Origin of the sequence: Massilibacillus massiliensis (assembly GCF_900086705.1) — a bacterium.
GTDB lineage: Bacteria > Bacillota > Negativicutes > FLKF01 > FLKF01 > Massilibacillus > Massilibacillus massiliensis.
Map to the genome: position 1 here is coordinate 998,010 of NZ_LT575483.1, position 26,432 is coordinate 1,024,441.

Sequence of the window (26,432 nt, forward strand, 5' to 3'; positions counted from 1 at the left end):
TACGAGTCGCAAATTTCCACAATATTCAACTTTCTGAAATTTCAATTTATTTTAAACATAGAAGCAGGCAGAAACGGCAGCTCTGTAAAATCTGCCGTTTCCGGCTCTGCTTACTACTTGACTTCTATATGCGCAAGCTTTTCGTAATATTTTACCACACTACAGTGGTCTTCTTCACCAAGTCCATCTGTCTTGAGTGCCTGCATAATTTCCATTATACCAGCCGTCATCGGCAAAGCTACACCGACTTCATGAGAAGTATCCAATACATTCTGCAAATCCTTAATATGTAATTTGACACGGAATCCCGGATCAAATTTCCGATCAAGAATCAACGGTGCTTTTGCATCCAGTACCGTACTGCCGGCCAGCCCACCGCGAATCGCCTGATAGACAAGCATCGGATCTACGCCGACCTTACTCGCAAGAACAAGAGCCTCACTCATTCCGGCAATATTGACGGCAACGATGATCTGATTGGCAAGTTTTGTGGCATTGCCGGCGCCGATATCACCCGTGCGGACAACGGAACCTGCCATTGCCTGCAGCACAGCTTTATATTGGTCAAAGATTTGCTGTTTGCCGCCGACCATGACGGAAATTGTTCCGTCAATTGCTTTGGGTTCACCGCCGCTGACCGGTGCATCCAGCATTTCCATGCCCACTTTTCCGAGTGCTTCGGCAACTTCACGGCTGGCAAGCGGTGCAATCGAACTCATATCGACGAGGACACTGCCCTTTTTCGCCCCTTCAATCAAGCCATCTTTTCCTAATGCAACTTCTTTCACCTGCGGAGAATTTGGCAGCATCGTTATGATGATATCCGCTGCGGCTGCAATTTGTTTCGGCGTTTCCATAACTTCTGCGCCAAGCGCTGCCAATTCTTTTGCTGCTTTTGGGTTATGATTTGATACGATTACTTCATACCCTGCCTTGATAAGATTCTTACTCATCGGTTTCCCCATAATGCCAAGACCAATAAATCCAATTTTCATGCCATCTTCCTCCTCAATCCTTAAGCGCGCCAACTTCTTTTAAAATATTGCGTATTTTTTCTTGGTTTTCTTCTGATACATGCTGGATCGGACGAATCGGATGCCCGACATCAACGCCCAAAATATTCAGGGCATCTTTCGGTACAATCGGGAAACTTCCCAAGTTATAAGTATTTCTAAACAGCGTCAGCCGATATTGTGCATCAAGCGCACCAGCCAAATCTCCAGCCATGAATTTATCGTAAATTTCTACCACCAACTTCGGCAGAACATTCGCAGTTCCAGCCACACAGCCTTTACCACCGTAAACTAGAGTGGATAAAATCAGCGTATCTTTGCCGGCCATGACAGAGAAATCTTTGCCCCGATTTCGGCGGATGTATTCCGCTGTAAGCGACATATCGCCGCTGGTATCTTTCGCCGCAATAATATTATCAATATCGGCAAGTTTTTCTACAACAGTGGCGGACATATTCACGCCCGTCCGATCCGGATTATTATAGATGACATTCGGGATATCTACTGCTTTAGCAATCGCAACAAAATGATCGTACAATTCCTTTTCATTCGGAGATATGAACATCGGTGTCAAAACAGTAATCGCATCCGCTTCATAGGATTTCGCCATTTGGGCGAGCCGAATGCATTCTTTGGTCGTAATTGCACTGGCACCGACATAAACAGGAACTCGGCCATTGACTTCTTCCATCGCTATTTCCACCGCACGTGTTTTATCTTCTATGCTCAAACCATAAAACTCCCCAGTGCTGCCAATGACAAAAATTCCATGCACACCGCCATCGATGACATAATTGATCAAGCGACGCAAACCAGCTTCATCCAACCTTTCATTTTTATCTATCGGGGTAATCAGTGGCGGTATAACACCTTTTACTTCTAACATACGCGTTCTCTCCTTTTCAACCTTCTATTTTATTTATCAGGTTACCGGTGCCGGATTAAACAGGCACAGATCATTATAGAGCTGCCAATGCTCTGCCCAGGTTTCTTTTTTACCACTGGCCGAGTCGAGAATAAATGCAAAGATTTCCTGTCCTACATCCTCAATTGAAGCTTCGCCACTGACAATCTGTCCGGCATTCACATCAATCAGATCTTTCCAACGCTCCTTCAATTCATCATGCGTCGAAACCTTGATAACCGGGGCCAGCGCCAGCCCGTACGTCGTTCCCCTGCCAGTGCTAAACACCTGTAAATGCATGCCGGAAGCCAGTTGCTGCGTACCGCAGATAAAAACGTATACTCTTTTTCAAGCGGTGCTGCTTTTGGCTGCTCTCGCGGCCTCACCCTTTGCAATCGGACACAGGGCAATTTTATGTCCCTGCGGCACATCATCCAGCAAAAGGATATTTTCAACCATGGTCCCTTGCTTCAGGCCGCCTTCACTGGCGACAACAGCCACATTATCCTGCGGGAAAACCTTAATACAACGAGGTATCACTTGTCGCTCATTTTCCATTCATTCACCCGCTCTCCTCAAACTCCATAGCTTTTATCTTTTTTATTTTTTTGTCTGCCTTTCTTAATTGCATTTTTCATGCCAACTAGAGCATCCCCTCAAATCAACTGCTTATCGATTACTGTTTATAAAACAACGCACAACAACAACAACAATTGTTGTAATTTCCGCATCATCTGTCGTACATTTATAAGATTTATGGTAAAATAAGGATATTAAAAGTTACCACAGAAAGGATTGTGCAAATGGCAAAAATTGCATTCATTGCTCCGGATATGAAGTTTTTAGAAGACAGCAAGCAAATCGCGCTCGAACTCAATTGTTATAAAGACACCGATTTTTATTCTTCACAATTAAATGACGCTGTGAACCTTGCCCAAACATTAGAAGCTTCGCATTCAGATGTCGATGCGATTATTTCCCGCTACGGAACTGCTTATCTGCTTTCAAAAGCAAATCTCACTATCCCAATCATCGAAGTCATGATTACCGGGCAGGATCTTGCCCAAGCGATTTATGAAGCAAAAAAATCCGTCAACCTCGATCACCCCCGCTTCACCTATCTTGCCTTCGGCAATATGGCCAATGACATCATCCGCCTGTCCAAAATCCTCGACATCGATCTGCATGTCCTTGAACTGAACACCTCCGAAGACATTCGCAAAACCATCGATACCCTCTCCCCGGACAGTACCGATATATTAATGGGCGGTGCAACAGCTGTCCGCTATGCCGCTTCACGCGGTTTTGTCACCCAGCTTGTACAGTCCGGAGACTGCGCGCTACGCGAAGCCTTTCGCTCGGCAGAAAAAGTCCTGCTCGCCCGCAGCAGTGAGCGAAAACGTACCGAAGAATTCCGTACCATCATTAACGCAATGCGAGAAGGTATTCTCTGCGTTAATACCGATCGAAAACTCCAATTTGTCAATCACGCCGCTGAAAGCTTTCTCCAGAAATCGCAAAAAGAACTCTCCGGGAAAAGAATCGATGACTTCATTCATCCGGAGCATATTCTGCACGACTGCTTTCCCTACATCCATGATTGCCTCGAAAACGGCAAAAAAATTATTGATAAAATCTTAAAAATCGGGCCGTTCTGGATAAATTTCAATTTCCTGCCGATCATCGTCAACGAAAAAATTACGGGTGCTGCCATCACAACACAAGATGTCACACAAATTCAGGAAATGGAAATCAAAATCCGCAATGAAGTATTGATGAAAAAATTTATTGCCCGCTACGTTTTCGATGATATCCGCGGCGGATCACCGGAGATTTCCGAAGCAAAAAGAAAAGCCCGAGAATTTTCCAGCGTCGATGCTACTGTGCTCCTTTTTGGGGAATCCGGCACCGGCAAGGAACTTTTCGCTCAAAGCATACATAATGCCAGCCCGCGTGCCAATGGCCCCTTTGTCGCAATAAACTGTGCCGCTCTACCAATGAATCTTTTGGAAAGTGAACTGTTCGGCTATGTTGACGGCGCTTTCACCGGTGCTCGGCGCAAAGGCAAACCGGGACTTTTTGAAATGGCGCACCGGGGAACAATTTTCCTCGATGAAATTTCTGAAATGGCCCCCTACGGGCAAAGCCGTCTGCTGCGCGTTTTACAGGAACGACAAGTCATGCGCTTGGGCGACGATAAATATATTCCGATCGATGTTCGCATCATTGCCGCCACCAACAAAAAACTACCAAAACTCGTTGCCGAAGGCGCTTTCCGGCAAGACCTCTTCTACCGGCTCAAAATCCTGACGGTGACGATCCCGCCCTTGCGCCAGCGAACCGGCGATATCATCTACCTGGCACGCCATTTTCTTCAACACTATGCGATCAAGCATCAACGACCGCATAAACTTGAGAAATCCGCAGAAAGCATGCTCCTTTCCTATTCCTGGCCGGGCAATGTCCGTGAACTTCGATATTTTATTGAACGGCTCATCATCGTTGCCAAAGAATTTTCCATCGCTGCGACCGCCCTTGCCGACTATTGGGAAGATCGCAGTGAGTCGACGGAACCATCCGAGCAGGTACCGCCTGCAAATGCCGTTATCGCAGAAAACGAACCAGAAAAAATCCAGACCGAGCTCCAGCGCCTACAAGGGAATATCTCGAAAACCGCCGCAGCTCTCCATATGGATCGGAGCACACTTTACCGGAAACTAAAGCACTACAAAATCGAAGTAAAAAAATCCTATACATAAAACCAGGTGATGCAAAAGGAAGAAACTCTTTTGCATCACCTGGTTTTATTCTGCTCAGTCCATAGGACTGCCACAGTCACTTTACCTATATTTTATTTCTTGTATTTCATCTACTTATTATTGAAATCGTCCTCGCTGAAAATCAAAATTTTAGCTTTGGCATTGAAAAACTTCAGTTCAATATTCATATTTCAGCTCTTTTGAAGCAATGCATATTAAAACCTAACATACAGCGTTATATTTTTTCATTTAAAATGAGAACAAGATTACTGCAGATATTCCATTTCCCATCCGTCTTAATTTATACGAACTTATCTATACTATGATTGACCTCCACTTCTGAAAAAACAACGTATGTCTTTGTAATAGCGTATGAGGATACAGCGTTGATAAACTGTTCAATATCGCCTAAAGAAGAAACGGTCATTTTAACTATGAAACAAACATCCCCAGCAATTCGATAACAGCATTCGCTGTATTTATATTCTTTGATAAAACTTTTAAATTTCTCATATTGCCCATCTCTCATTGTAATTTCAATAATACACTTGATTACAAAACCTAACTTATTTTTGTTTAAACGTATTGTGTATCCTTCAATGATCTGTTTTTCCTCAAGCCGTCTTACCCTTTCACTGACAGAAGGCGGTGAAAGATTTACCCGTTTAGATAGCTCTCTGATAGAAATTCGACTATCTTTTTGCAATTCACACAAAATTTGAATATCTATTTCATCTATTTTCATTTAAAACTCCTTTTATAAAAAAACGTATCAATAAAAATATATTTCATATAATAACTTAACATATAAAATACAATTTCTATTTTATATCTGTTATAATTTACTTGTCAATCAATACGTAATTTAAGGAGGAAACTTATGGCTATAATTTCTTTTTCACAGGAAGGTATTACACCATTTCAACAACTATTAGGGTATAATAAAAATATTTTAGAAAACTGGACGCGTCTGGAAGAATGTATTTTTTCCAGCACTACATTCTCCGCGGAATTAAAAGAAGAGGTTCGACGTACACTCGCTTTTTATAATGGTTGCGAATACTGCATGGCTAAAGGGAAGCCTTCAAAAAATATACTGGATCCAAAGACACAATTGGCTATTCATTTTGCAACTCTATCAAACCAGACAGCACATATTGATAACGAAGAACTCATTAAACTTAAAGAAGTGTTCACAGACAACGAAATTTCAGAACTGTTGGCACTTATATGTTTTATAACCGCTTGCCAACGATTTGGCGCCTTACTGGGATTAGAACCAAGCTGCCAAATTTGACACAGATTATAGACAAAAGAACCGTCAGACTGTGTGAAAACTCATTCTAATGTTCAAATAAGATATTTATAAATTAATAATGTGAAATTTACATTAACTTAAAATTTTGAACTTAAATTTGGCGTCTTTAACGTTTTCATACAGTCTGCCGTACTTTCATCCTATGATACATATTGGAAAGACGGTTCCTACCTCCCCTATCAGCGCATCACATTAAACCTATAAATGTCTTTCGGTCATTGTTATAACCAGCAAAAAAATCCAGATAGCAAACCTTTAAAATACTTAAAAACTGTATCTACCTCTAAATTAGAAATGACCTTCTAACCTCACTGGGACTGACATGGTACATTTTTTTGAACGCCAGCGCAAATTTACTGGCACTCTCGTATCCAACAATCACTGCAATATTGCTGATACTTCTGTCATCATCAGACAACAGTCTAAGCGCATACTTTAACTTCTGCTGCCTGATATAGCCGGCAATCGTAATTCCGTACCATAACTTAAAGCACTGCCGCAGTTTCGTTGCGCCCATCTCGGCAATAGCAGAAAGTGCTTCCATCGACGGCGGATGCAAAATATCTTTGTCGAGTTCAGCCTTAACTTTCCAAATATACTTTTTATTTTGGTAGGTTAAATGCTTTTGATTATGGCTTTTTTGCAAATAGCTTCCCCAAAAATTTGGAACCCGTGTATTGCGCAAGATCAGTCCTATTAGTTCACCCATTTTACTTTCATAATACATGAATGGCAGCGGAGCGATCGCATTACGAATTGCATACGTCAACTGTTCAAAAACCATGACAATATCTGGCGTATTATATTGGACTGGATCCCAACCGGCAGCTTCGATCAAGGTAAATGGTGATTCCAATGGATGTGCCTGCAAATAACGTTGCAAGCAGTCGTCAAATACTAACATTCCCGTGTACCGTACAGATTGTGAAGTCCCATAGATCATTTTAAACGGCTTATCCTGGCAGATAAGCAAATGAATTCCCTGCGTCAGCGTACGCGCCTTTTTCCCTTTCTCAATTACGGTGATCTCTCCGTAAGCCACCGACAATATCCACAATGCGGAATGTTCCATGCTATATTCTCTGATCACCGTTTCCTTTAGGGTAAAATAAGCATTCGTAAAGAATAAACCCGGCGACGGATGAATATCTACCAGCCAACTATTGCCGTTTTCAGGCGGAAACGAATAAACCACACCATTACCAAAATTCTTTGTACTGCAGCCGAACTGCTTTGCTAAACCGGCATTGCCCGTCAAATACTCTCCCGTTTGCACAGTCCATCTCCTTTCTCATCTCTTTCACAACCGACAGTGTGTTCTGCTATCATATTTGAAACGATTTGCGGACTTCACTGGGCGTAACCTGATAAACTTTTTTAAATGCGGCACTAAACTTACTGGCACTCTCATATCCCACGACTGCGGCAATATTACTTATACTCATTTCGTCATGAGACAATAAACGTAAGGCATACTGCAACTTCCCCTGCCGAATATAGTCAGCAATTGTAATTCCGTACCACTGCCTAAAATAGCGACGCAATCTGCTTTCTCCCATGCCGGCAACTACCGTCAACTGTTCTAACGTAGGCGGCCTCAAAATATCCTCGTCCAATACGTTTTTAACCCGCCAGATATATTTTCGGTTTTGATAGGTCATGTGACTTTGATTACGACTTCTTTCCAAATAGGTTTTCCAATAGGTTTCATTTTGACTTATACGCAAAATAAACGCCAATATTTCTCCCATTTTGCACTCGTAATAGAATAACGGCAGTGCCGTATCAAATGCACTGCGTATCGCATATTTAACCTGTTCAAAAGCCATTACCATGTCCGGTGTGTTGTACATCGATGTCTTCCCTCCCTTTAAACAGGATAAAACGATCGATTGCTCCTCCGAATGCGCCTGAAAATACTGTTCTCGGCAATCATTGCTTAGCAGCATACTTGTCCACCATAATGGCTGGCTTGCTCCATATATAATTTCAAACGGCTTCCCCCGATTGATCAACACGTTAATTCCCGATGCCAACCGCCACGGTTTCTTCCCTTGTTCTACAATACTGACTTCACCACTCGCCAGCGACCATATCCATATACCAGGCTGCGCCATCTCATATTTCCGGGTAATTTTATCCGTAAGAGTAACATACGCATCGGTAAAAGCCAAACCAGGCTTAGGGCACATATCAATTAACCAACTGTCTCCATTTTCTGTCGGCAGGCGATAACGTACACCATTGCCATATATTGCATCACTGCATCGCAATTGCTTCGCCAGTCCGGCACTGCCGGTACTATATTCCTCTGTCCCCACTGCCTTTCCTCCTGTCCGGTATACAACAATAACTACTCTGTTAATCATAGCACGTACCAAGGTCTGAATAAAGCTGGCCTATTCTTATTTAATGTCCCAAATTGTCCTTATAGCATCCATTTTCGTCAACTTTTCTGCCTTTTTCGCCTTATCAAACGAGAATTGTTCTCATCCCTCAGTTTTTTTTGCTCTCATTTTACGCGTGTTGACTACGCAAAAATTGCCTTGATATAATGAGTGACGTTAGTTAGTGAATTCATTAAATCCACGCCGGCAACCGCATTGCAATGCGATCAATTTTGTTATTATTTTATGATTCTCATATGAGCTGCAAAAAAAACTTAAGGGGATGATTACATCAAAAAGCCGACTTATATACAAAAAAATTTTCTCTATGCCATGATCGGCAGCAGCCTGTTGTTACCGGTACAAGCAATGGCGGCATCGACCGAACAAGACACCACCGATGATCTGCCTGCCGCCCATGAATCAGAAGCACCGGAAAATACGTTTAACTTTGACGTAATGGAAATCATCGGTGAAAGGACTGCGATTTCAAGAGATAAAAACATCAATGCACATGGCGGTACGGTTGCAACCAAAACCGATACCTCCATTGGCGAAGCCGCTCGTTCCATCAGCATCATTACCAAAGAACAATTAGAGACTCGCAGCGCACTGGATTTGAAAGAGGCACTCGACTATACGCCAGGTGTTACGATGAGCAATGGTGGTGTATGGACAAGCCCCACAATCCGAGGTTTCACTGGCGGATTGACCACAACAGATGGCTTGCGGGTTCCAACCGAATTTTCGGCATCCAATATCGATTTATACGGATTTGATCAGATCGAGGTATTACGCGGCCCAGCCTCACTGCTCTATGGTGCAGGCGGCCCCGGCGGCATGATCAACCGGGTAACCAAAAGACCAACCACGGAACCCTTCCATGAAGTTCAGCTGCAAGCAGGCAACAATAATGAATTCAGCGGTGCTTTTGATATCAGCGGACCGACCGATGACAACGGCAAACTATTTTTCCGCCTGACAGGCCGCTCCTACAAAGAAGACCTAAACACAGACATGTCTTCCTTGAAACGTCACTATATTGCACCTGCCTTGACCTGGCGACCTAATACCGATACCGCCCTAACGCTATTAACCAGTTATCAGAAGGAATCTGTTAAAGGAGATTCCCTTGCCTTCCGCAGAGTATTTCTCCCAAATAATATCCTCTATGGACATCCCGGTACTTTACTGGAGGGAGATCCAAATTATGATGGGTACAATAAAACCCAGTCCCAATTGGGCTATATCCTAGAGCACCGTTTCGACGATACTTGGTCAGTAACACAAACAGCCCGCCATTATCGTTCTTCTATGGATTACAGATCATTGAGTATTGATAGTTTAGAACCTGATGGATATACCGCCAATCGTTCCACCCGTTATGACACTGATAAGGCCAGCGGCAATACGATTGACACGCATTTTCAAGCAAAATGGGCTGACGGAGGAATCGAGCATACCTCTCTGATTGGCTTTGATTTTCACCAAGATGAACAAAATTACCGTTATCGCCGAGGAGATGGACCAACGCTTGATCTGCGGACACTCAATTACGGGCAGTCTATCACGGATCCCGACTTTGTCATCATGCGCGATACCATCAATAAACGCCGCGGTTTATATGTCCAGGACCAACTTAAATTTGGCCAGCGCTGGACAGTAACGGCCGGAGGGCGCAAAGATTGGTATAAACAGAATGAAACAAATCTCATGAATGGCGAAAAAACCCTCTTCAAGCAAAATGCCGTTACCGGACGTATCGGTGTAGCCTATGATGCAGGCGGCGGAGTTCAGCCTTATCTTAGCTATGACCGCTCTTTTGAACCGCAATCCGGTCGCGACCGATTTGGCAATTCATTTGATCCCCTGACCGGTCAGCAGTATGAACTTGGTATACAATTCATCCCCGAAAACAAGAATGCCCGCTATTCTGCTGCTATTTTCAATCTGCGCCAGCAGAACGCACTGACAACCGACCCACTCAATACGTCTAACGAGAGTTATCAAGTGCAAACAGGTGAAATCGCCGCCCGGGGTCTGGAACTCGAAGCCAATCTTGCTGCAGTTAGGGGCATGAACATCACTGCTTCTTATACCTTGTTGGATAAGAAAATTACCAAAGACACCGACCCTACGCTGATTGGACGACAGACTGCCAATATTCCTCGGCACAGCGCGGCTTTATGGTTTGACACCGCTGCTCCGCAAGAGAAGAAAGACGGCTGGGGCTTTGGCGCAGGACTGCGTTATATTGGTTCGCGCTATGATTATTCAAATACTACTAAGCTGGGCGGACTCGTATTGGCTGATGCCTTGATCCGCTATGATAGCAACAACTGGCGATATGCACTGAATATCCGCAATCTATTTGACCGTGAGTATATCTCCAGTTATTGGGCTTCAAGCGGTTATTACGGCATCGACGAAGGCCGTACAATTAGACTAACCGCAACCTATAATTGGTAAACTAAAAAACAAAAGACTGAAATCATGCAGATGTATGATTTCAGTCTTTTTATTTTAGAAAGCCACCTGTCCCAAATTGACATAGTACTGCACATTTTAAACGGCGATAGCAAGACAATAAGAGCCTTCCAAGTGAGATTGTTTCTCAATTCGCGATTAAGCACCTTTTTAGCGAACCTGTATTCCAGTGCCTTTTGCCTCGTTGACTGCCCGGAAACTCCTTTGTTATAATTGGCGCAAGCGAGCTTAGAACAGGCGCCTTCTACGCTCATTATCTTTCTCCACATGAAGTTACTTCATCATTTAACAAGAAGAGGATTGATCATATGAAAAAATTTATTCCAGCCAAAAGAAGGTTGCTCTGTGGATTAATTGGCAGCACGCTCTTGTGGCCTGTACCGGCCACAATACAAGCCGAGGCACTATCAGAAGTACCGGAACAAACAAGCAGTGATACACGAACTGTCGAAGATACCTATCCTGAATTTACATTTGATGCTTTCGAAGTAACAGGAGAACGAATGCCGAAAGAAGGCTATGTCGCCAAACGCAACAACATTGGTACCAAGACAGATACACCGCTCAGTGAAACCGCTCAATCGATTAGCGTTATCACCCGGGAACAAATGGACAACCGCGGTGTTACTGATTTTACGGAAGCTTTGGCATATACGCCCGGCATCACTTCAGCAGTTTACAGCGGCGAAAGTAATACTTATAGCATGAACATTCGCGGTTTTGCCTACGACGGAGCCTATAACAACGGCTCGGGTCGCTTAGGAAGCTACTATGGCAGCAATTTTGACATGTACAGCTTGGAACGAGTGGAAGTATTGCGTGGTCCGGCTTCTATACTCTACGGAGCCGGCAGCCCGGGTGGCATCATCAACAATGTTTCTAAGCGACCAACCAAAGAACCATTGCGAGAACTTCATCTTCAATCCGGCAGCAACAAGCAATTCAACGGCGCACTGGATCTCAGTGGCCCGGCCAGCGATGACGGCAAATTGCTGTTTCGCCTCACGGCCCTCAAATCGGATGAAGACCTGTACATAGATTCTAGTACAAAAAAACATTCCTTCATTGCACCTGCACTGACTTGGCAGCCAACTGAAGATACCAGTCTCACTGTTTTATCCTATTTTCAACAAGATGACAGCCGGGGCGCGACTGAAGAACATTACAAACGAGTCTATTTACCGGGAAGTTCATTTTATGGTTCAGGTATTTCCAGTAAAACTTATTTCGGTGATCGAAGTTTTGATCGTTCCAAAACCAATCAAAGCCAAATCGGTTACATTTTAGAACATAAGCTCAATGATATTTGGACTGCGACGCAGACCGTCAACCATTTTCATACTTCCATGACACAACAAGGTGTTTCAGCCAATTCCTTGGATGCGATCAACCAGATCATTACACGCTCCACCAAAGCTACCGGGCGATATGGCAACTCAGATTCCATTGATACAAACTTTCAGGCTAAATGGTCAAACGGTGCTGTCAATCATACCACACTCATTGGCTTTGATTATCAAAAAGGCAGTTACAATTGGCGCTGGGGCGGTGGTTCAGCTCCCGATCTTAATTTAACTGCCATCAATTACGGGCAGTCTATTCCAACACCTGCTTATTCTTATATTACGGAGGGCACGACAAAACAAAACGGCTATTATCTCCAGGATCAACTCAAATTTGGCGAAAGATGGACCGCGATCTTAGGCGGACGTTATGACCGCTATGACAATACGTTTAGAAATCTCTCCAACGGCACAACCACAATAACTGATCAGAACGCCTTTAGCGGACGGGCCGGTATTGTCTACGACGCGGGCAATGGCATTAAACCTTATATTAGCTACAGCGAGTCTTTCCAAGGGCAGAGCGGTTCTGATCGTCATGGTAATGCTTTCGATCCAACCACCGGCAAGCAATATGAGCTGGGTGTACAGATTGAGCCCCAAAATAGCAATGCTCGTTTTACAGCAGCACTATTTGATCTGAGAAAGCAAAATGTAATGAACACCGATCCAGCTGATACAATGTTTCAAATACAAACAGGTGAAATCACTTCAAGAGGACTTGAACTCGAAGCTAACATGCAGGCATTTAAAAATATAAACCTTACCTTAGCCTATACTTTACTGAACAATAAGGTTTCAAAGGACATGGATACAGCAATCGTCGGTCGCAGAACCCAAGATGTGCCGCGTCATAGCGCCTCACTATGGCTGGATACGGTTAAACCCGGTGAAACCGTACAAGGCTGGAGCTTCGGTACGGGACTGCGCTATATCGGCTCCCGTTATAATTACTACAATACACGAAAATTTGACAGCGTGATTTTGACTGACGCCATGGTGCGATATGACAGTGGTGCTTGGCGTTATGCACTTAACGTGACAAATCTGTTCGACAAGCACTATGTAGTTACCACTCAGGATTATTGGGCACATTATGACTCAGTAGATACAGGCCGTAAAATCCGCCTCACTGCCACATATAATTGGTAGCAAATACTCCAATTTGATATAGTTGTACTCCTAAATAACACCCTGATTGGCAATGAAACGTCCGCCAAATCAGACATATCCCAGTTTAGTCGTTGCAGGATTCACTAGTCACCTCAGTTGATAGACAATTTCAATCCGTTGACATAATAAATCCACGCTTGCTATAATAATCCGGTAAACGCCAATATGATAATGATTATCTTTATCGATATTATGCATTCTATTAGGTAACCCTATAGGATTTATTGAATTAGGATACGATGGCAGCTGCGACAAGCTGCCTCTTTTTTCGTCGACTTAAAACCATTACACGATTCATTTACAAAGGAGATTTTAATTTGAAGTCTATCATTTTCTGCAAAAACTTACTGTTTTCATGCTTACTCGTTTTTATCTTGACCGCTGTTGCCGGTTGTACCTCTTCCGTTCAAGCGCCAAGCACTTCGACAAATTCAGAAAATCTTTCTGCAACTCGCATTGTCCATACCGTGATGGGTGATGTAACAGTTCCGACGAATCCGCAAAGAATCGTTGTGAATTGGTACGTTGGTGATGTTTTTACCCTTGGTTTTACACCAGCAGCGCTCGCGGGATGGTCACAGGAAACCATGCCTTTCTATGAAAAATTTGACGGCATACCTGTAATTGAAAACTGGGAAACAGAAGCGATTCTCGCACATAATCCCGATTTAATCATTACGTACAATGAAGAGGATTATGCCAAGCTATCAAAAATTGCGCCTGTAATTGTCGTACCGGAAACTGGTATGTCATCGGTTGAACGACTCATGTTTCTTGGCAATGCCACAGGACGCAAAGCCGAAGCCGAAGCCGCCATTACTGCCTTTGAAAAAAAACGTGACGAAGCAAAAAAGCTACTTGCCTCAGACGGGTTCGCCAATAAGACTTTCAGTATTTTTCAAGACTGGGGCAGCGGCTCTTACGGTATCTATTACGAAACCGAATCACGCGGCGGTACCTTGCTGTATCAGCATCTGGGTTTGAAAGAGCCGGAAAAACTCCGTCATTTAGTAGAAATAAGCAAAAAAACACGTGATACCCTGTCCTATGAAGTAGTCGCAGATTATGCAGGCGATTACGTACTGTGGTTTCTTATGGATAATGTCAAGTCTGAATTTGCCGAAACCGATGTTTGGCGAAATATCCCGGCTGTACGTGACGGACATCTGATCGAAATTCCCGCTCACTACAGTGGGTTGTTCTTTTACTCTGACGTTGCCAGTATGACCGCACAGCTTGATTATATCGTTAATAAACTGCGTGCCACCGCCGACAAGCAATAATTCTCTGAAAGGAATCTGTTATGCCAACTACGAAACTGCACTTGAAGCAAAAAAATATATTAAAATTCACCGTTTATATGCTGTTGGGAACCGTTTTATTGCTGTTTGCGGTGGCTGCCTCTATTTCTTTTGGCGCCGCTGATTTGCAGCTGCAATCGGCCTGGAGCGCCCTCTTCAACTTTGACTCGACTTCAACCGAACATCAAATCATCCGTACCCTACGCTTTCCCCGCACTTTAGCGGATATCATCGTAGGCTCCAGCCTGGCAGTCTGCGGTGCACTCATGCAAGGTACAACCCGTAATCCACTTGCCGACTCTGGTTTGATGGGCATCAGCAGTGGTGCTACTTTTGCTGTGGCAATCTGCATGGCCTTTCTGCCGGAACGCACCTATGGATTAACGATGCTCTTTGCCTGTCTAGGTGCAGCTGTTACAACCGCAATGACCTATTTTATTGCTTCTCTCGGCAAACGTGGCATGACACCGCAAAGACTGGTTCTCGCCGGCATTTCAATTTCAATGCTGTTTGGTGCATTTAGTTCTTATATTGCCATTACCTATAAAATCGGCTTATCACTCGCCTACTGGTCAGCCGGTGGTACTGCCGGAGCACAATGGAATGAACTGCTGCTGGCAACACCACTATTCCTTGGCGGTTTGTTAACAGCCATTGCCATCTCTCCATCAGTAACCGTGCTGAGCCTCGGCGAAGAAATCGCTACCGGACTGGGCATGCGCATCCGACTTGTCAAAGCTTTGTCCACACTTATTGTACTCGTATTGACTGGTCTTTCCGTCATCATCGTCGGTCCGGTGGGCTTCGTCGGCTTGATCGTCCCACACCTGACACGTCATTTCGTCGGCGTAGATTATCGCTACATAATTCCGGCGGCGGCACTTTACGGCCCCCTGTTGACGGTAGCAGCCGACTTGATTGGGCGCATGATGAATAGACCTTTTGAAACTCCTATGGGCATCATTTTTGCCGTAATCGGCGTTCCCTGCTTTCTCTACCTTGCACGTAACCAGCGGAGGGAGTTCGAATGAAAAATCAACGCTTTAACATACGAAAAGGGATTTTCGTCCTCGCTATCATGAGTTTGCTGATTCTACTCATTACGATCATCAGCATCAATTCCGGCAAAATAAATCTTCCACCCATAGAAGTACTAAACGTCTTGCTGGGAAAAGGCACAGCAAAGCAAAACCTGATTGTATTCGATATTCGTCTGCCGCGCATTGTTTTAGGCGTACTTGTCGGCATTGGCATGGGCGCTGCGGGGTGTATTATGCAAAGCCTGCTGCGCAACGATATGGCAAGCCCCGGAACATTAGGCATCAGTTCCGGTTCCGGTTTATTCGTCCTATTATTTGTTGTACTCTTTTCGCCCCAAGGTGCTTCAACTGCAGTTCTTTTACCATTGCTGGCCTTTGTCGGGGGAATGAGCGCTGCCGGCTTGATCTTCCTGCTTTCTTACCGCTCAGGCAAAGATGTTTCTCCAACAAGCTTGATCTTAACAGGTGTTGCTCTGGGCAGCGGTTACGGTGCTCTCACGACCTTATTAACGCTTAATCTAAATGAAAAGCAGTTGGACTTTGTCCTGCGCTGGGGTGCCGGCAGCTTATGGGGCGACGAATGGGGTTACTTAGCAATCCTACTCCCTTGGACGCTGTTATTATCGGTTTATGTATTTTACAAATCTCGTATACTAAACGTCCTGTATCTAGGCAGTCAAACCGCTGTCGGACTTGGCGTGTCCGTAAAAAAAGAATTCTTGCAACTGGCTACAGCTGCAGTAGCATTATCTTCCGGCAGCGTAGCACTCGGCGGTAACTTTTTCTTTGTCGGAATGATTTCGCCACATTTAGCACGCAAACTGGTGGGACCAAATCACAAATTGATGCTGCCTGCTTCTGCGCTCACCGGGGCAGTGATCGTCCTCTTATCAGACACCATAACAAGAATCATCAGCTTCGGCGCTGATATTCCAACCGGCATCATCATTACCATTCTCAGCACTCCCTATTTCCTCTACCTTTTAGCGAAAGCAAATTAAGGAGATCATCATGAACAGTATTACTACCGAAAACCTAGCCATCGCCTACGACGAGACGTTAATTGTCGATAAATTGCATATGCAGATTCCTCAGGGCAAGATTACTTCCATCATTGGCTCTAATGGCTGTGGCAAATCGACAATTTTAAAGGCGATAGGGCGTATTTTAAAACCAGCTACCGGACAGATCTGCTTAAACGGCAAAGATATTAAAACGCTCTCTACTCTAGAAATCGCCAAAAAGATGGCAATTTTACCGCAAACGCCACTGGCTCCCAGCGGCTTAACCGTCCGTGAGTTGGTAGACTACGGCCGATTTCCCCATCAACGCGGTTTTGGCAAACTAACGGCTGAGGACAAAAAGATTGTAACCTGGGCTCTGACAGTTACAAAGCTGCAAGACTTGGAATACCGAGAGGTAGATTCCCTCTCCGGCGGCCAGCGTCAGCGGGTTTGGATTGCGATGGCACTAGCCCAGCAAGCAGATCTTATTTTATTGGATGAACCGACCACTTATCTGGATTTATCGCATCAATTGGAAGTGCTGCAACTACTGTATGAGCTGAACCATAAACAAAATTGCACGATTGCAATGGTGCTACATGATTTAAATCTTGCCGCCCGTTTTTCTGACTATATCATTGCAATTCGCAACGGCGCCATTATTAAACACGGCACAGCCAAAGAAGTATTGACTCCTGAAGTACTGCGGCAAGCCTTCCATATTGACGCGGAAATTGGCACAGACCCGCGTACCGGCAGACCGGTATGTATTACCTATGATTTACTGAAAGAAGGTGAACTATGAACATTATACTAAGAGTCCTCCGAGGCGCTATGCAATATTGGCAATCTATTTTTATCGGCGTACTGGCTGTCCTTGTCTCTACTGCTGCCAGTTTATATGCACCTTGGGCCATGCAAAAGCTGACCGAACTCATTACAAGTCAGGACCCCGATCTTGCTGCAAAGTCACTGCACATGGGATTAATCCTCCTCGCCACCTATATCCTGCGCGGCGTATGCTCTTTTATCAAAGGTTACTTTACGCACCTCGGTGCCTATTGTTACGTGGCGGATTTAAGACTTGCCTTATACGACAAATTGCAAAACTTGTCTCTTAGATACTTCGCTGATAAGCAAAGCGGGCAAATTGTCAGCCGCATTGCCAGAGACACGGTCAGTGCAGAACGCCTGATTGCACATGTTCTCCCTGATTTAATTGTCAACGCCCTGACACTCCTTGCTGTAGGTATCATGCTCTTTACCATCAATGTAAAGCTCGCCGTAATCAGCCTCTTGACCATTCCGTTCATTATTTTTGCCAATGTACTATATTCTAAAGCGGCTTTGCCGCGCTGGCGAAAAAATTCAGAAATTATGGGTATCATGAACGGTGCTTTGCAGGATAATGTATCTGGCATGAAAGAAATTCAAGTTTTCAACCAACACGACTATGAGAAGACACGAATGAGCAACATCATTCAGAAAGAAGCCAAAACGATTCTCGCCGCCGTTAAAACCGATGAATTTGTGATTCCACTCATCGGTTTCTTCAGTTCTCTCGGTATGGTTGGGGTAATGGTATACGGAGGTTATCTAACCTCGATCGGGGAGATGACCGTTGCGGAAATTGTCGGGTTTACACTTTATTTAGGATTATTTTATGTTCCTATTAATAATCTCTCCGGCATTAATGAAAATCTTAATAATGCACTTGCCGGATGCGAGCGGGTATTTGAAGTACTCGACGAGGTTTCTGAGGTGCAAGAAGCACCACATGCCAAAGTACTGCAAGACGTGAAAGGTGCAGTGAAATTTGACAATCTAACCTTTCACTATACGCCGGGAATTCCGGTATTACATAACATCACGCTAACAATCGAACCAGGACAGACAGTAGCACTGGTAGGGACTACCGGCGTTGGCAAAACCACGATCAGCAGTCTCCTAAATCGTTTTTATGACCCCGTCGCGGGCTCTATTCTCATTGATGGTGTCGATATCCGAGAGGTAACGCTGCGCAGCTTGCGCGACAGCATCAGCATGGTATTGCAGGACACCTTCCTGTTTAACGGTACAGTATACGAAAACATTGTCTACGGCTGCAAAGAAGCTACTCATGAACAAGTACTCGCAGCTGCGAAAGCCGCTAATGCTCATGCGTTTATCATGGATCTGGAAAACGGCTATGACACACGCATCGGCGAAAGAGGCACTCGACTTTCAGGTGGGCAAAAACAACGAATCTCCATCGCCCGCGCTGTGCTTCGCAATACACCTATTTTACTCCTAGATGAAGCTACCTCTTCATTAGATATGCAAACGGAAAAAGAAATTCAAACTGCACTCGACGAAATATCGAAACAAAGAACAACGCTGATTATCGCCCATCGATTATCCACCATTCGTCATGCCGATGTGATCGTAGTTCTGGACAATAATGGAATAGCAGAACAAGGCACACATGATGACTTACTCCACCTCGGTGGCATATACGCCAAACTCCATGCATCGCAAGCCTCTTAACAGACAAAAGTGACGGTTATTGTAAAAACAATAACCGTCACTTTTGTCTACTTCTGCGGTCTTGACCGATCTTGAAAACTTGGACGTTTTTAAACAAACGATATTTTACTTCTCCACATATCTCGTCAACTTACCACTACCAATTTTTTTGATAAGCTCTTTTTCCAACATTTCCTTGAGCATATGAATTGCGTGTGTTGTTCCAATCCCAAGGGCATTTTCAACATCACTACGCGTGATTTCTCTCTGACTTTCAAACAATCCAATTATCGGTAAATATTTTTCATCTTCTACACTTACTTTTTGGGCATGTAGGTTAGGTAAAATCACCCTAAATGCACCTTCCACATTTTCAAACTTGGGTTGCACCGTAAAACCTTTATAGCAACTCATAATCTTGCTAATACCTGTGCCGTATGCTTCAATCAATTTCATTCTGTAAAATAAGCTTGCAAGCTTTTCATTTCTAGGCTGAGACGCTCCCAACATCGCTGCCTCTAAAGATAATCCGGGTACTAGTCCACCTAAGGAAATTATCTCTAAACGGTCAGCATATAGATTTATGAAGGTACTGCCACTAAAGGAATATTCTCGATGAACAATGGCATTCAGCAATGCTTCACGAACAGCATCTTCTGGATAATCCCGTTCATCTGTACGCAGCAAATCATGAAAGGAGGCTTTTGTAGCATTATAAAAATCAATGGTTTTATAGGCGTCTGTGAGCTGCGCAAATAGGGAACCAGTAAATTCTTTTCTATCCTTAAACACTAACTTATCTGTGCCTTGGAAAATTGCAAATTTGATTGCGTGTTTGCATTGATCTGAAACAAGCAACCCCAAATTGGTATAAATATCATCAGCAGAAAGAATGCCTAAGTTCTTCATCTGTACTTCAGTAAATTCTAAACCCCTTTTTTGCAACTCCTCTTCTAATCTATCAAAAGTCAACTCCTGAACTAGAGAACGATTTGTCTCAAATGCATCACCATCTGTTATTTTTATCATCATACGGATAGCATCTTCAGATGCGGGGGCAGAGGTTGTTCCACTTCTAACATATACACCTGCTGGCTTAAGACCTTTATCTGACAGATAATAAGGCTTTTTCGTACCTTGGCTAACCGTCAGTTTAATAAGAAACTTCTTATCTTCTTGTAATAACGCAATATGAGTAAACATCGAAACATCCGGTCTGATACTATCTCTTAGAGAGTTAGAAATTTGTTGCATTACAATGTCAGCATGCTCAACACCCATGATTTCTCCGTTATCCCGGACTCCGATATAGATTGTCCCACCATTTGTATTTGCAAAGGCAACAATTTCTTTCTTTAAATCAGAAGTATAAATCTCTTTTAACTCAACTGTTTCGCTTTCATACAGCTCCATAGTATCACTCCTTCTGTCGGGTTCTATCATTTCTAGCACAATACTAACACAACAAGTGATAGAAAGCAATAAAAATCATCTGACAGATTACGACAAAGAAACAGTGTTTCCATCCTACTCTATAGTTGAAAGACAGTGGATAGGCTACAATTAATTGGACAGTTATTATAAGGGCATGTAAAATAAAATAATAAAACAAAAGGAGCTAGGCCCATGACTGTTGAAAAACGCCCTCGTCGTAGCTATACGGACGAATTCAAAAAACAAGTTGTACAATTATATAATAACGGAAAACGTAAGTGTGACATTATTCGTGAATATGATATCGCATCGTCCTTGCTTGACAAATGGATTCAGCAAGCTAACAATAGTGGCTCTTTCAAGGAGAAAGATAATCTTACAACTGAACAGATAGAACTGATTGAGCTTCGCAAACGGAACAAATATCTTGAAATGGAGAATGATATTTTAAAGCAAGCAGCGCTGATCTTAGGACGAAAGTAAATGTGATTAAAGCCAATATCCACAAATACTCTGTATCAGCAATGTGTAAAGTCCTACAAATTCCAAGAAGCACCTATTATTATGAGGCAAAAGCAAATCCAGATGAATCTAAGCTGGTGGCAAATATTGTTGATATATTTAAAGCAAGCCGAAATAATTATGGAACCCGAAAAATAAAATCAGATTTAAAAGATAGAAATATCATTGCTTCACGCCGCCGCATCGGCAGAATCATGAGGCAGGAAGGACTGATTTCAAGTTATACGACTGCCCAGTTCCGTCCTCAAAAGGATACTTGTAATGAATCAAAAACCAAAAATGTTGTTGACCGCCAGTTCAGTGAACAACCATATAGAAATGCTATTGTAAGCGATTTAACATATGTCAGAGTCGGCATGAGCTGGAACTACATTTGTGTGCTTATTGACCTCTTTAATAGAGAAATAATTGGTTACAGTGCCGGACGTAATAAAACAGCAGACCTTGTAAAACAGGCATTTCAGACTGTAAGGGGAAATCTGAAAGATATCCAGATATTTCACACGGACCGTGGCAACGAATTTAAAAATCGGACCATTGAAGAAATCTTGGAAGCATTTGAAATTCAGCGTTCTCTCAGTCATAAAGGGTGTCCTTATGATAATGCAGTGGCAGAAGCAACATTTAAAATAATCAAAACAGAATTTATCAGGAACCAGACTTTTCACAGCTTAAACCATCTGCAGATTGAGTTAGCTGATTATGTAAATTGGTTCAACAATCATAGGATTCATTCTTCACTAGGATATCTAACACCGGTGAAGTATAGAATAAATACCCTTAAAAAAGTTGTCTAAAAAACTGTTGACAGTCCACAGTTCCACCGTCCCTTCGTCACACTTACTCTTTGGTTAGTATATATCTTAAAAGTGCATACTTACTTATTCTTTTGTAATAATGTATAATTTATAAAACAGATTTTTAAAATATTTACAGGAGGTGAAAAATGAAGGCATTTTAGCCATTCTTCAAAATAAAGTATTAGAAGAGGCTGCTTCACGTGGTGTAAAAACGTAGCTTATCAATTTTTATGATTTAAACTACAAGTGTGTTTTTTTATAACTTAATAAAGATAATCGAAAAGATGGGAGGGAATAAATTATGAAGTATTACTTAGTTAGATATTTACACACAGATTTAATTGGGTGGGAAAAGCATGTAAACGCCCATATAGAATATTTAGAGCAGCTCGTCGAACATAAAAAACTTATCGTATCCGGCCCCATCAAAGACAGTAAAAATGGAGAAAAAGAAGCATTGCTCATCTTCTATGTTGAAGATCTTAATGAATTACAAAATTTAATACAAAAAGATCCATTTTGGTATGAAGGTTTAGTAGCTAATTACAATATGAATGAATGGGATCCAATGTTCGGTTCCCTCGGCAAATCATAATAAAATTTAAAATTCCCAAGTAATTTTGATTCAACATTATTCTAGGAGGTTTAAAATGAGTTTTTTAGAATTAGCACAAAAGCGCTTTTCTGTTCGAAAATTTAGCAATAAGAAAGTAGAGAAGGATACGTTAAATTTAATCCTTGAAGCAGGACGCATTGCCCCTACTGCTTGTAACTACCAACCGCAAAGAATCCTTATTCTTGATAACGATGAAGATTTATCGAAGCTCAGCCTTTGCACACCATACAAGTTTAACCAACAGTTGGCTTTAATCGTCTGCTATGACAAAACTATAAGCTGGAAAAGAAGCTTTGATGGGAAAGATGAGGGCGAGATTGATGCAAGTATTGTCGCAACTCACATGATGCTGCAAGCTTCTGAATCGGGCATTGGATCTACATGGGTTGGTCATTTTGATCCGGAAAAAATTAAAAATACTTTTGATATCCCGGAAAATATAATTCCGGTTGCAATTCTGTTAATGGGATATCCCGCTGACGATGCCGTTCCGAACAAATTGCATCATCAACGTTTCGACATTTCGCAGACCACTTTTTATGGATCTTTTGACAATAAGAAATAAGACACACATAAATTTTAAAGGGCGCCGCTTCATTTTGAAGTTGGCGCCCTTTACTTATTCGCTTATTATTTCAAGGCTGACCGTCTATCGGCAGCATATTTTTTATATTTCATGATAATCAGGGTTCGCTATATTATTGTTAATAAAATTATAAAACAGACTACTTAAATCACTCTTCCGCATGAAAAGCTAAAGCTGACAACAGTTTAGCCTCTGCCTCTTTAGTAAACTGGATACCTTGGTTTGTTTGAAAAATCCAACCTTTATTTATACGATCATCCAGCCAATCAGTTATAAATTGAGGAGCATATCCTCCTGTGCTAAATTCACCACTAAAGGCTAATATCATTTTATAATCTTTTAGGTACTGATCTCGACAAGTATTGGATTCTGATTTGGTATACAACCAAAATTGCAAATCATACATCAACATAGAAATTTCATCTGCATGTAGAGCAAAATACCCCTTCTCCTCCACCATTTTTCGGCATACAATTCGAATTTTCTCTTCTATATTTTCAACCTCTACTACATTTTCGCAAAGTTTTGTCAACAACGGCGAAAATGCACTATATTTCACTTTCTCAAGTTCAACCTGTTTACGCTCTTCAGAGTCGTCATAGTCTTCCTCATTTACCAGACCGCGAATAAAAGTTTCAAAATTTTCAGCTAGGAAGGTAACCTTGTAATCACACTCCTGATCCACATGAACAACCTCTGGCTCTCCTTTTTTACCACACTTACGATAATCCAGCATTACCACATCATGTCCGGCAGATGGACAATCACAAATCACGACCCCAAAATCTGGATACCCCCATTCCTCAATCATAAATGGACTGCCAAAATCACCACAAAGAGAGTACCTCTTTTCTCTTCCAATCCCCATAATCCCTGTAATCGCAACATGATCTTCTGCCCATGAAGTCGACACTGTCGTCGGAAAACAAGTGTTTAAAGGTATTCCTCCGTTATGAATCTTCATCATTTCGATATAGGAAGCTGGCAATTTGTATCCTAGCTCCGCTTCAATAGATTCTATGAGTTCGTCCGACGGTTTCTCACTTACATAATTTTTAACCGCATAATCTCGATCATCCCAAAAACTTGAGAAATCAAACTTGTCAAAATACTTTTTCATTATCGATCCACCTCAAATCAATTTATTCATAGACAAAGGTAGGGCTATTTGTCTTAAAATAAACGCCCATTCTCTTTATGTAAAAAATAAAAGCTACCGCTAACATTCTACTTTCCCTTTCTTAATATAAAACGATGCAAAAATCTTCATTATAAAATCTAAAACGATCCGATCACGAGTTTTTACCAAAATCATATCGACATCATCTACAATAAGTATAATTTCATATTTTAGAACATTCTAAGTTTATTAAAATTCCCCTTTTATTTTTAACTCTTCTGGACAAAATTAGAAATATAGTCCTATCGTAAACTACTAGATTTAAAAAGAAAAATCGGCTGACACACACGATAATTTTCGCGATTATCAGCCGATTCTATTTTTGAATAAATTACACCAAAAGAACGGTGTTTTCACACTCATCTATATTCGAAAAAATTTTTTCCGCCCCCTGTGATTTATTATTATTTTCAAGGAAAAGATAAATAAAAAATGAACTTTGGATTACGGGGAATCTTTGTTAAACTATTGTTATGGCGGCTTGTTTTCTCTAACAAGCATTGACTTTATGATGAAAGAAAGTGAGCGATTTTATGATATTCGGACCAAATCCTGATGCGATCTACCCCAATGAGCAAATAAAAAGCATTTGTTATATTAAAAATGTAATTACCCGCCCTAACATTCTCGTTGGATCCTATACCTATTATGATGATGAGAATGGTGCTGAAAATTTTGAAAAACATGTCACACATCACTATGAATTTTTGCAGGATCGACTAATTATAGGAAAGTTCTGTGCTATTGCCAAAGGGATTGAATTTGTAATGAATGGTGCAAACCATAGAATGTGCAGTGTTACAACATATCCATTCAATATCATGGGAAATGGTTGGGAGAAAGCCACACCATCATTATCTGACTTGCCTTTTAAAGGCGATACGATAGTCGGAAATGATGTGTGGATTGGACAAAATGTCACCATTATGCCAGGCGTACACATCGGCGATGGCTCTATAATTGCTGCAAATTCTGTGGTAGCCAAAGATATACCTGCATTTCATATTGCCGGAGGAAACCCTTGTAAAGTTATAAAAAAAAGATTTGATGATGACCTTATCGTACATCTATTAAATATAAAATGGTGGGACTGGCCTCCAGAAAAAATTTTTCAAAACCTTGAAGCTCTTTGTAGTGGAGACTTAAGCCTTATTAAAAATATTACGTAAATTTTATTGCAAATCAGACGCTATCTTTCCGTCTTCGATGCTATTAGGAAAACTATCGTTTTTAATGCAACACTTTCTATTGATTCACCACTTATCAATTTTATAAGTATGAATTCCCACTCTTTAATGCTGTTCATTACTTTATTATGTCACTCTACTTTATCTTTGCAATAAAGTTTTACCATCCCTTACTATGCATCACCAAGTACGTCGGACAAACCAAAAACACCCGTCAAGTTTATTTGACGGGTGACAATTCTCGACGCTATAATAATAACAGGCACGGCGAGCACCGTGCCTGTTAACTGAATACAGGAGGTGATTTCCTTGAAGTTTCGTTTCTTCCTCGAACTAGATGGAACGGTACTTGTCAAGGTAGTAGCACTCATAGCTTTTACCTTAAAAGTGCTTTTCACCTAATGCATTCACCGAAACGGCCTGCTGATCACAGGGCGTTTTTGGTTTATTTAATTATATGCTTATTATACTAGATTTTATACACAATGTAAAATAAAAATCGACTGGTAATTACAAATAGTCATCACTCATTCTTTTATATAAGAGCAACAATAGTCCGCGACTTCATCAACCGCCATTTTGAATTTACAATTTGCAGGAATCTCAAAGCTTTGTCCAGCTTCAAAGGATGTCCATGTTTCGCTGTCAGGAAATAATACATTGATCTTACCTGCTAACACTTCCATCTGTTCTTTGTCCGCTGTGCCAAATTCGTATTCTCCAGGTAAAATAATCCCCAGTGTTTTTCTTGTGCCATCTTCAAAATAAACAGTACGGCTTGTCACTTTCCCATCGAAATATACATTGGCCTTCTTCACAATCGTTACATTTTTCATTTTATCCATTTTTATTACCTCCAATAACTTTGTTTAA

General features: G+C 42.1%; 23 protein-coding genes. 13 read left to right on the forward strand and 10 right to left on the reverse strand.

The window, feature by feature from the left end; all coding sequences use genetic code 11:
• Positions 1–113: 113 nt before the first annotated feature.
• From garR to BN6559_RS05115, 4 genes are read right to left on the reverse strand one after another with little or no spacing between them, the layout of a single operon-like run.
• The gene (gene garR / locus BN6559_RS05100) at positions 114–995 is read right to left on the reverse strand and encodes a 2-hydroxy-3-oxopropionate reductase (protein ID WP_110953733.1); all 882 of its coding nucleotides are present in this window, start codon (positions 993–995) and stop codon (positions 114–116) included.
• Between the two features lie 13 nt (positions 996–1,008).
• Positions 1,009–1,899, reverse strand: a complete 891-nt coding sequence (gene dapA, locus BN6559_RS05105; RefSeq protein ID WP_110953734.1) for a 4-hydroxy-tetrahydrodipicolinate synthase — start codon at positions 1,897–1,899, stop codon at positions 1,009–1,011.
• Positions 1,900–1,935: 36 nt separating this feature from the next.
• Positions 1,936–2,247 carry a UxaA family hydrolase gene (locus BN6559_RS05110; protein WP_267886720.1) on the reverse strand — a complete coding sequence of 104 codons (312 nt, stop codon included), beginning with the start codon at positions 2,245–2,247 and terminating at the stop codon, positions 1,936–1,938.
• An 18-nt stretch (positions 2,248–2,265) separates the two neighbouring features.
• A complete protein-coding gene (locus BN6559_RS05115) occupies positions 2,266–2,475 on the reverse strand; it encodes a hypothetical protein (protein ID WP_110953736.1) in 210 nt (69 codons plus the stop codon).
• Between the two features lie 245 nt (positions 2,476–2,720).
• Between BN6559_RS05115 and BN6559_RS05120 the strand changes: the two genes are divergently transcribed.
• The gene (locus tag BN6559_RS05120) at positions 2,721–4,676 is read left to right on the forward strand and encodes a sigma 54-interacting transcriptional regulator (protein WP_110953737.1); all 1,956 of its coding nucleotides are present in this window, start codon (positions 2,721–2,723) and stop codon (positions 4,674–4,676) included.
• Between the two features lie 301 nt (positions 4,677–4,977).
• Here the strand turns inward: BN6559_RS05120 and BN6559_RS05125 are convergent, their stop codons facing one another.
• On the reverse strand, positions 4,978–5,421 hold the full coding sequence (locus tag BN6559_RS05125; protein WP_110953738.1) for an Lrp/AsnC family transcriptional regulator: 444 nt from the start codon (positions 5,419–5,421) through the stop codon (positions 4,978–4,980).
• Between the two features lie 135 nt (positions 5,422–5,556).
• On the opposite strand from BN6559_RS05125, the gene BN6559_RS05130 reads away from it, so the two are divergent.
• Positions 5,557–5,973: a carboxymuconolactone decarboxylase family protein gene (locus tag BN6559_RS05130; protein WP_110953739.1), complete on the forward strand. Its 417-nt coding sequence runs from the start codon at positions 5,557–5,559 to the stop codon at positions 5,971–5,973.
• Between the two features lie 304 nt (positions 5,974–6,277).
• Here the strand turns inward: BN6559_RS05130 and BN6559_RS05135 are convergent, their stop codons facing one another.
• Together BN6559_RS05135 and BN6559_RS05140 are read right to left on the reverse strand one after the other, a co-directional pair.
• Entirely contained in the window at positions 6,278–7,270 is a 993-nt protein-coding gene (locus BN6559_RS05135; protein ID WP_110953740.1) for a helix-turn-helix domain-containing protein, read from the reverse strand.
• A gap of 49 nt (positions 7,271–7,319) precedes the next feature.
• On the reverse strand, positions 7,320–8,315 hold the full coding sequence (locus BN6559_RS05140; protein ID WP_110953741.1) for a helix-turn-helix domain-containing protein: 996 nt from the start codon (positions 8,313–8,315) through the stop codon (positions 7,320–7,322).
• A 417-nt stretch (positions 8,316–8,732) separates the two neighbouring features.
• Between BN6559_RS05140 and BN6559_RS05145 the strand changes: the two genes are divergently transcribed.
• The 7 genes from BN6559_RS05145 to BN6559_RS05180 all read left to right on the forward strand — a co-directional run bounded on the left by BN6559_RS05145 (position 8,733) and on the right by BN6559_RS05180 (position 19,255).
• Entirely contained in the window at positions 8,733–10,850 is a 2,118-nt protein-coding gene (locus BN6559_RS05145; RefSeq protein WP_199883754.1) for a TonB-dependent siderophore receptor, read from the forward strand.
• A 326-nt stretch (positions 10,851–11,176) separates the two neighbouring features.
• Complete coding sequence (locus BN6559_RS05155) at positions 11,177–13,363, forward strand: TonB-dependent siderophore receptor (RefSeq protein WP_110953744.1); 2,187 nt, start codon at positions 11,177–11,179, stop codon at positions 13,361–13,363.
• 338 nt (positions 13,364–13,701) lie between these two features.
• Positions 13,702–14,667: an ABC transporter substrate-binding protein gene (locus tag BN6559_RS05160; RefSeq protein WP_199883755.1), complete on the forward strand. Its 966-nt coding sequence runs from the start codon at positions 13,702–13,704 to the stop codon at positions 14,665–14,667.
• 20 nt (positions 14,668–14,687) lie between these two features.
• Complete coding sequence (locus tag BN6559_RS05165) at positions 14,688–15,716, forward strand: FecCD family ABC transporter permease (protein ID WP_110953746.1); 1,029 nt, start codon at positions 14,688–14,690, stop codon at positions 15,714–15,716.
• Positions 15,713–16,726 carry a FecCD family ABC transporter permease gene (locus tag BN6559_RS05170; RefSeq protein WP_110953747.1) on the forward strand — a complete coding sequence of 338 codons (1,014 nt, stop codon included), beginning with the start codon at positions 15,713–15,715 and terminating at the stop codon, positions 16,724–16,726. The genes BN6559_RS05165 and BN6559_RS05170 overlap by 4 nt, the downstream gene beginning before the upstream one ends.
• Before the next feature lie 10 nt (positions 16,727–16,736).
• On the forward strand, positions 16,737–17,534 hold the full coding sequence (locus BN6559_RS05175; protein ID WP_110953748.1) for an ABC transporter ATP-binding protein: 798 nt from the start codon (positions 16,737–16,739) through the stop codon (positions 17,532–17,534).
• 29 nt (positions 17,535–17,563) lie between these two features.
• On the forward strand, positions 17,564–19,255 hold the full coding sequence (locus BN6559_RS05180) for an ABC transporter ATP-binding protein (protein WP_199883756.1): 1,692 nt from the start codon (positions 17,564–17,566) through the stop codon (positions 19,253–19,255).
• Between the two features lie 105 nt (positions 19,256–19,360).
• On the opposite strand, the gene BN6559_RS05185 is transcribed toward BN6559_RS05180, so the two are convergent.
• Positions 19,361–20,647 (reverse strand): RNA-binding domain-containing protein, encoded by a 1,287-nt coding sequence (locus BN6559_RS05185; RefSeq protein WP_110953750.1) that lies wholly within the window; start codon positions 20,645–20,647, stop codon positions 19,361–19,363.
• 213 nt (positions 20,648–20,860) lie between these two features.
• On the opposite strand from BN6559_RS05185, the gene BN6559_RS05190 reads away from it, so the two are divergent.
• The 3 genes from BN6559_RS05190 (at position 20,861) to BN6559_RS05200 (ending at position 23,171) form a co-directional block, all read left to right on the forward strand.
• Positions 20,861–21,987, forward strand: a protein-coding gene (locus BN6559_RS05190; protein WP_110952830.1) for an IS3 family transposase whose coding sequence is annotated in 2 segments (ribosomal slippage) — positions 20,861–21,116 and positions 21,116–21,987 — 1,128 coding nt in all. Because the reading frame shifts where the segments join, the coding sequence is not laid out codon by codon here.
• Between the two features lie 304 nt (positions 21,988–22,291).
• Positions 22,292–22,585, forward strand: a complete 294-nt coding sequence (locus tag BN6559_RS05195; RefSeq protein ID WP_110953751.1) for a YciI family protein — start codon at positions 22,292–22,294, stop codon at positions 22,583–22,585.
• A gap of 55 nt (positions 22,586–22,640) precedes the next feature.
• A complete protein-coding gene (locus BN6559_RS05200) occupies positions 22,641–23,171 on the forward strand; it encodes a nitroreductase family protein (protein ID WP_110953752.1) in 531 nt (176 codons plus the stop codon).
• A gap of 169 nt (positions 23,172–23,340) precedes the next feature.
• Here BN6559_RS05200 and BN6559_RS05205 read toward each other — a convergent pair whose 3' ends face one another.
• Positions 23,341–24,312 (reverse strand): SMI1/KNR4 family protein, encoded by a 972-nt coding sequence (locus BN6559_RS05205; protein ID WP_110953753.1) that lies wholly within the window; start codon positions 24,310–24,312, stop codon positions 23,341–23,343.
• Positions 24,313–24,905: 593 nt separating this feature from the next.
• Between BN6559_RS05205 and BN6559_RS05210 the strand changes: the two genes are divergently transcribed.
• Complete coding sequence (locus BN6559_RS05210) at positions 24,906–25,541, forward strand: Vat family streptogramin A O-acetyltransferase (RefSeq protein WP_110953754.1); 636 nt, start codon at positions 24,906–24,908, stop codon at positions 25,539–25,541.
• A 545-nt stretch (positions 25,542–26,086) separates the two neighbouring features.
• On the opposite strand, the gene ppnP is transcribed toward BN6559_RS05210, so the two are convergent.
• Positions 26,087–26,404: a pyrimidine/purine nucleoside phosphorylase gene (gene ppnP / locus BN6559_RS05215; RefSeq protein ID WP_110953755.1), complete on the reverse strand. Its 318-nt coding sequence runs from the start codon at positions 26,402–26,404 to the stop codon at positions 26,087–26,089.
• Positions 26,405–26,432: the final 28 nt, after the last annotated feature.

Bases quoted from the DNA above. Each gene is read 5' to 3' on its own strand.
- garR (WP_110953733.1), bottom strand. From the start codon at position 995: ATGAAAATTGGATTTATTGGTCTTGGCATTATGGGGAAACCGATGAGT.
- dapA (WP_110953734.1), bottom strand. From the start codon at position 1,899: ATGTTAGAAGTAAAAGGTGTTATACCGCCACTGATTACCCCGATAGAT.
- BN6559_RS05115 (WP_110953736.1), bottom strand. From the start codon at position 2,475: ATGGAAAATGAGCGACAAGTGATACCTCGTTGTATTAAGGTTTTCCCG.
- BN6559_RS05120 (WP_110953737.1), top strand. From the start codon at position 2,721: ATGGCAAAAATTGCATTCATTGCTCCGGATATGAAGTTTTTAGAAGAC.
- BN6559_RS05125 (WP_110953738.1), bottom strand. From the start codon at position 5,421: ATGAAAATAGATGAAATAGATATTCAAATTTTGTGTGAATTGCAAAAA.
- BN6559_RS05130 (WP_110953739.1), top strand. From the start codon at position 5,557: ATGGCTATAATTTCTTTTTCACAGGAAGGTATTACACCATTTCAACAA.
- BN6559_RS05155 (WP_110953744.1), top strand. From the start codon at position 11,177: ATGAAAAAATTTATTCCAGCCAAAAGAAGGTTGCTCTGTGGATTAATT.
- BN6559_RS05165 (WP_110953746.1), top strand. From the start codon at position 14,688: ATGCCAACTACGAAACTGCACTTGAAGCAAAAAAATATATTAAAATTC.
- BN6559_RS05170 (WP_110953747.1), top strand. From the start codon at position 15,713: ATGAAAAATCAACGCTTTAACATACGAAAAGGGATTTTCGTCCTCGCT.
- BN6559_RS05175 (WP_110953748.1), top strand. From the start codon at position 16,737: ATGAACAGTATTACTACCGAAAACCTAGCCATCGCCTACGACGAGACG.
- BN6559_RS05180 (WP_199883756.1), top strand. From the start codon at position 17,564: ATGCAATATTGGCAATCTATTTTTATCGGCGTACTGGCTGTCCTTGTC.
- BN6559_RS05185 (WP_110953750.1), bottom strand. From the start codon at position 20,647: ATGGAGCTGTATGAAAGCGAAACAGTTGAGTTAAAAGAGATTTATACT.
- BN6559_RS05195 (WP_110953751.1), top strand. From the start codon at position 22,292: ATGAAGTATTACTTAGTTAGATATTTACACACAGATTTAATTGGGTGG.
- BN6559_RS05200 (WP_110953752.1), top strand. From the start codon at position 22,641: ATGAGTTTTTTAGAATTAGCACAAAAGCGCTTTTCTGTTCGAAAATTT.
- BN6559_RS05205 (WP_110953753.1), bottom strand. From the start codon at position 24,312: ATGAAAAAGTATTTTGACAAGTTTGATTTCTCAAGTTTTTGGGATGAT.
- BN6559_RS05210 (WP_110953754.1), top strand. From the start codon at position 24,906: ATGATATTCGGACCAAATCCTGATGCGATCTACCCCAATGAGCAAATA.
- ppnP (WP_110953755.1), bottom strand. From the start codon at position 26,404: ATGGATAAAATGAAAAATGTAACGATTGTGAAGAAGGCCAATGTATAT.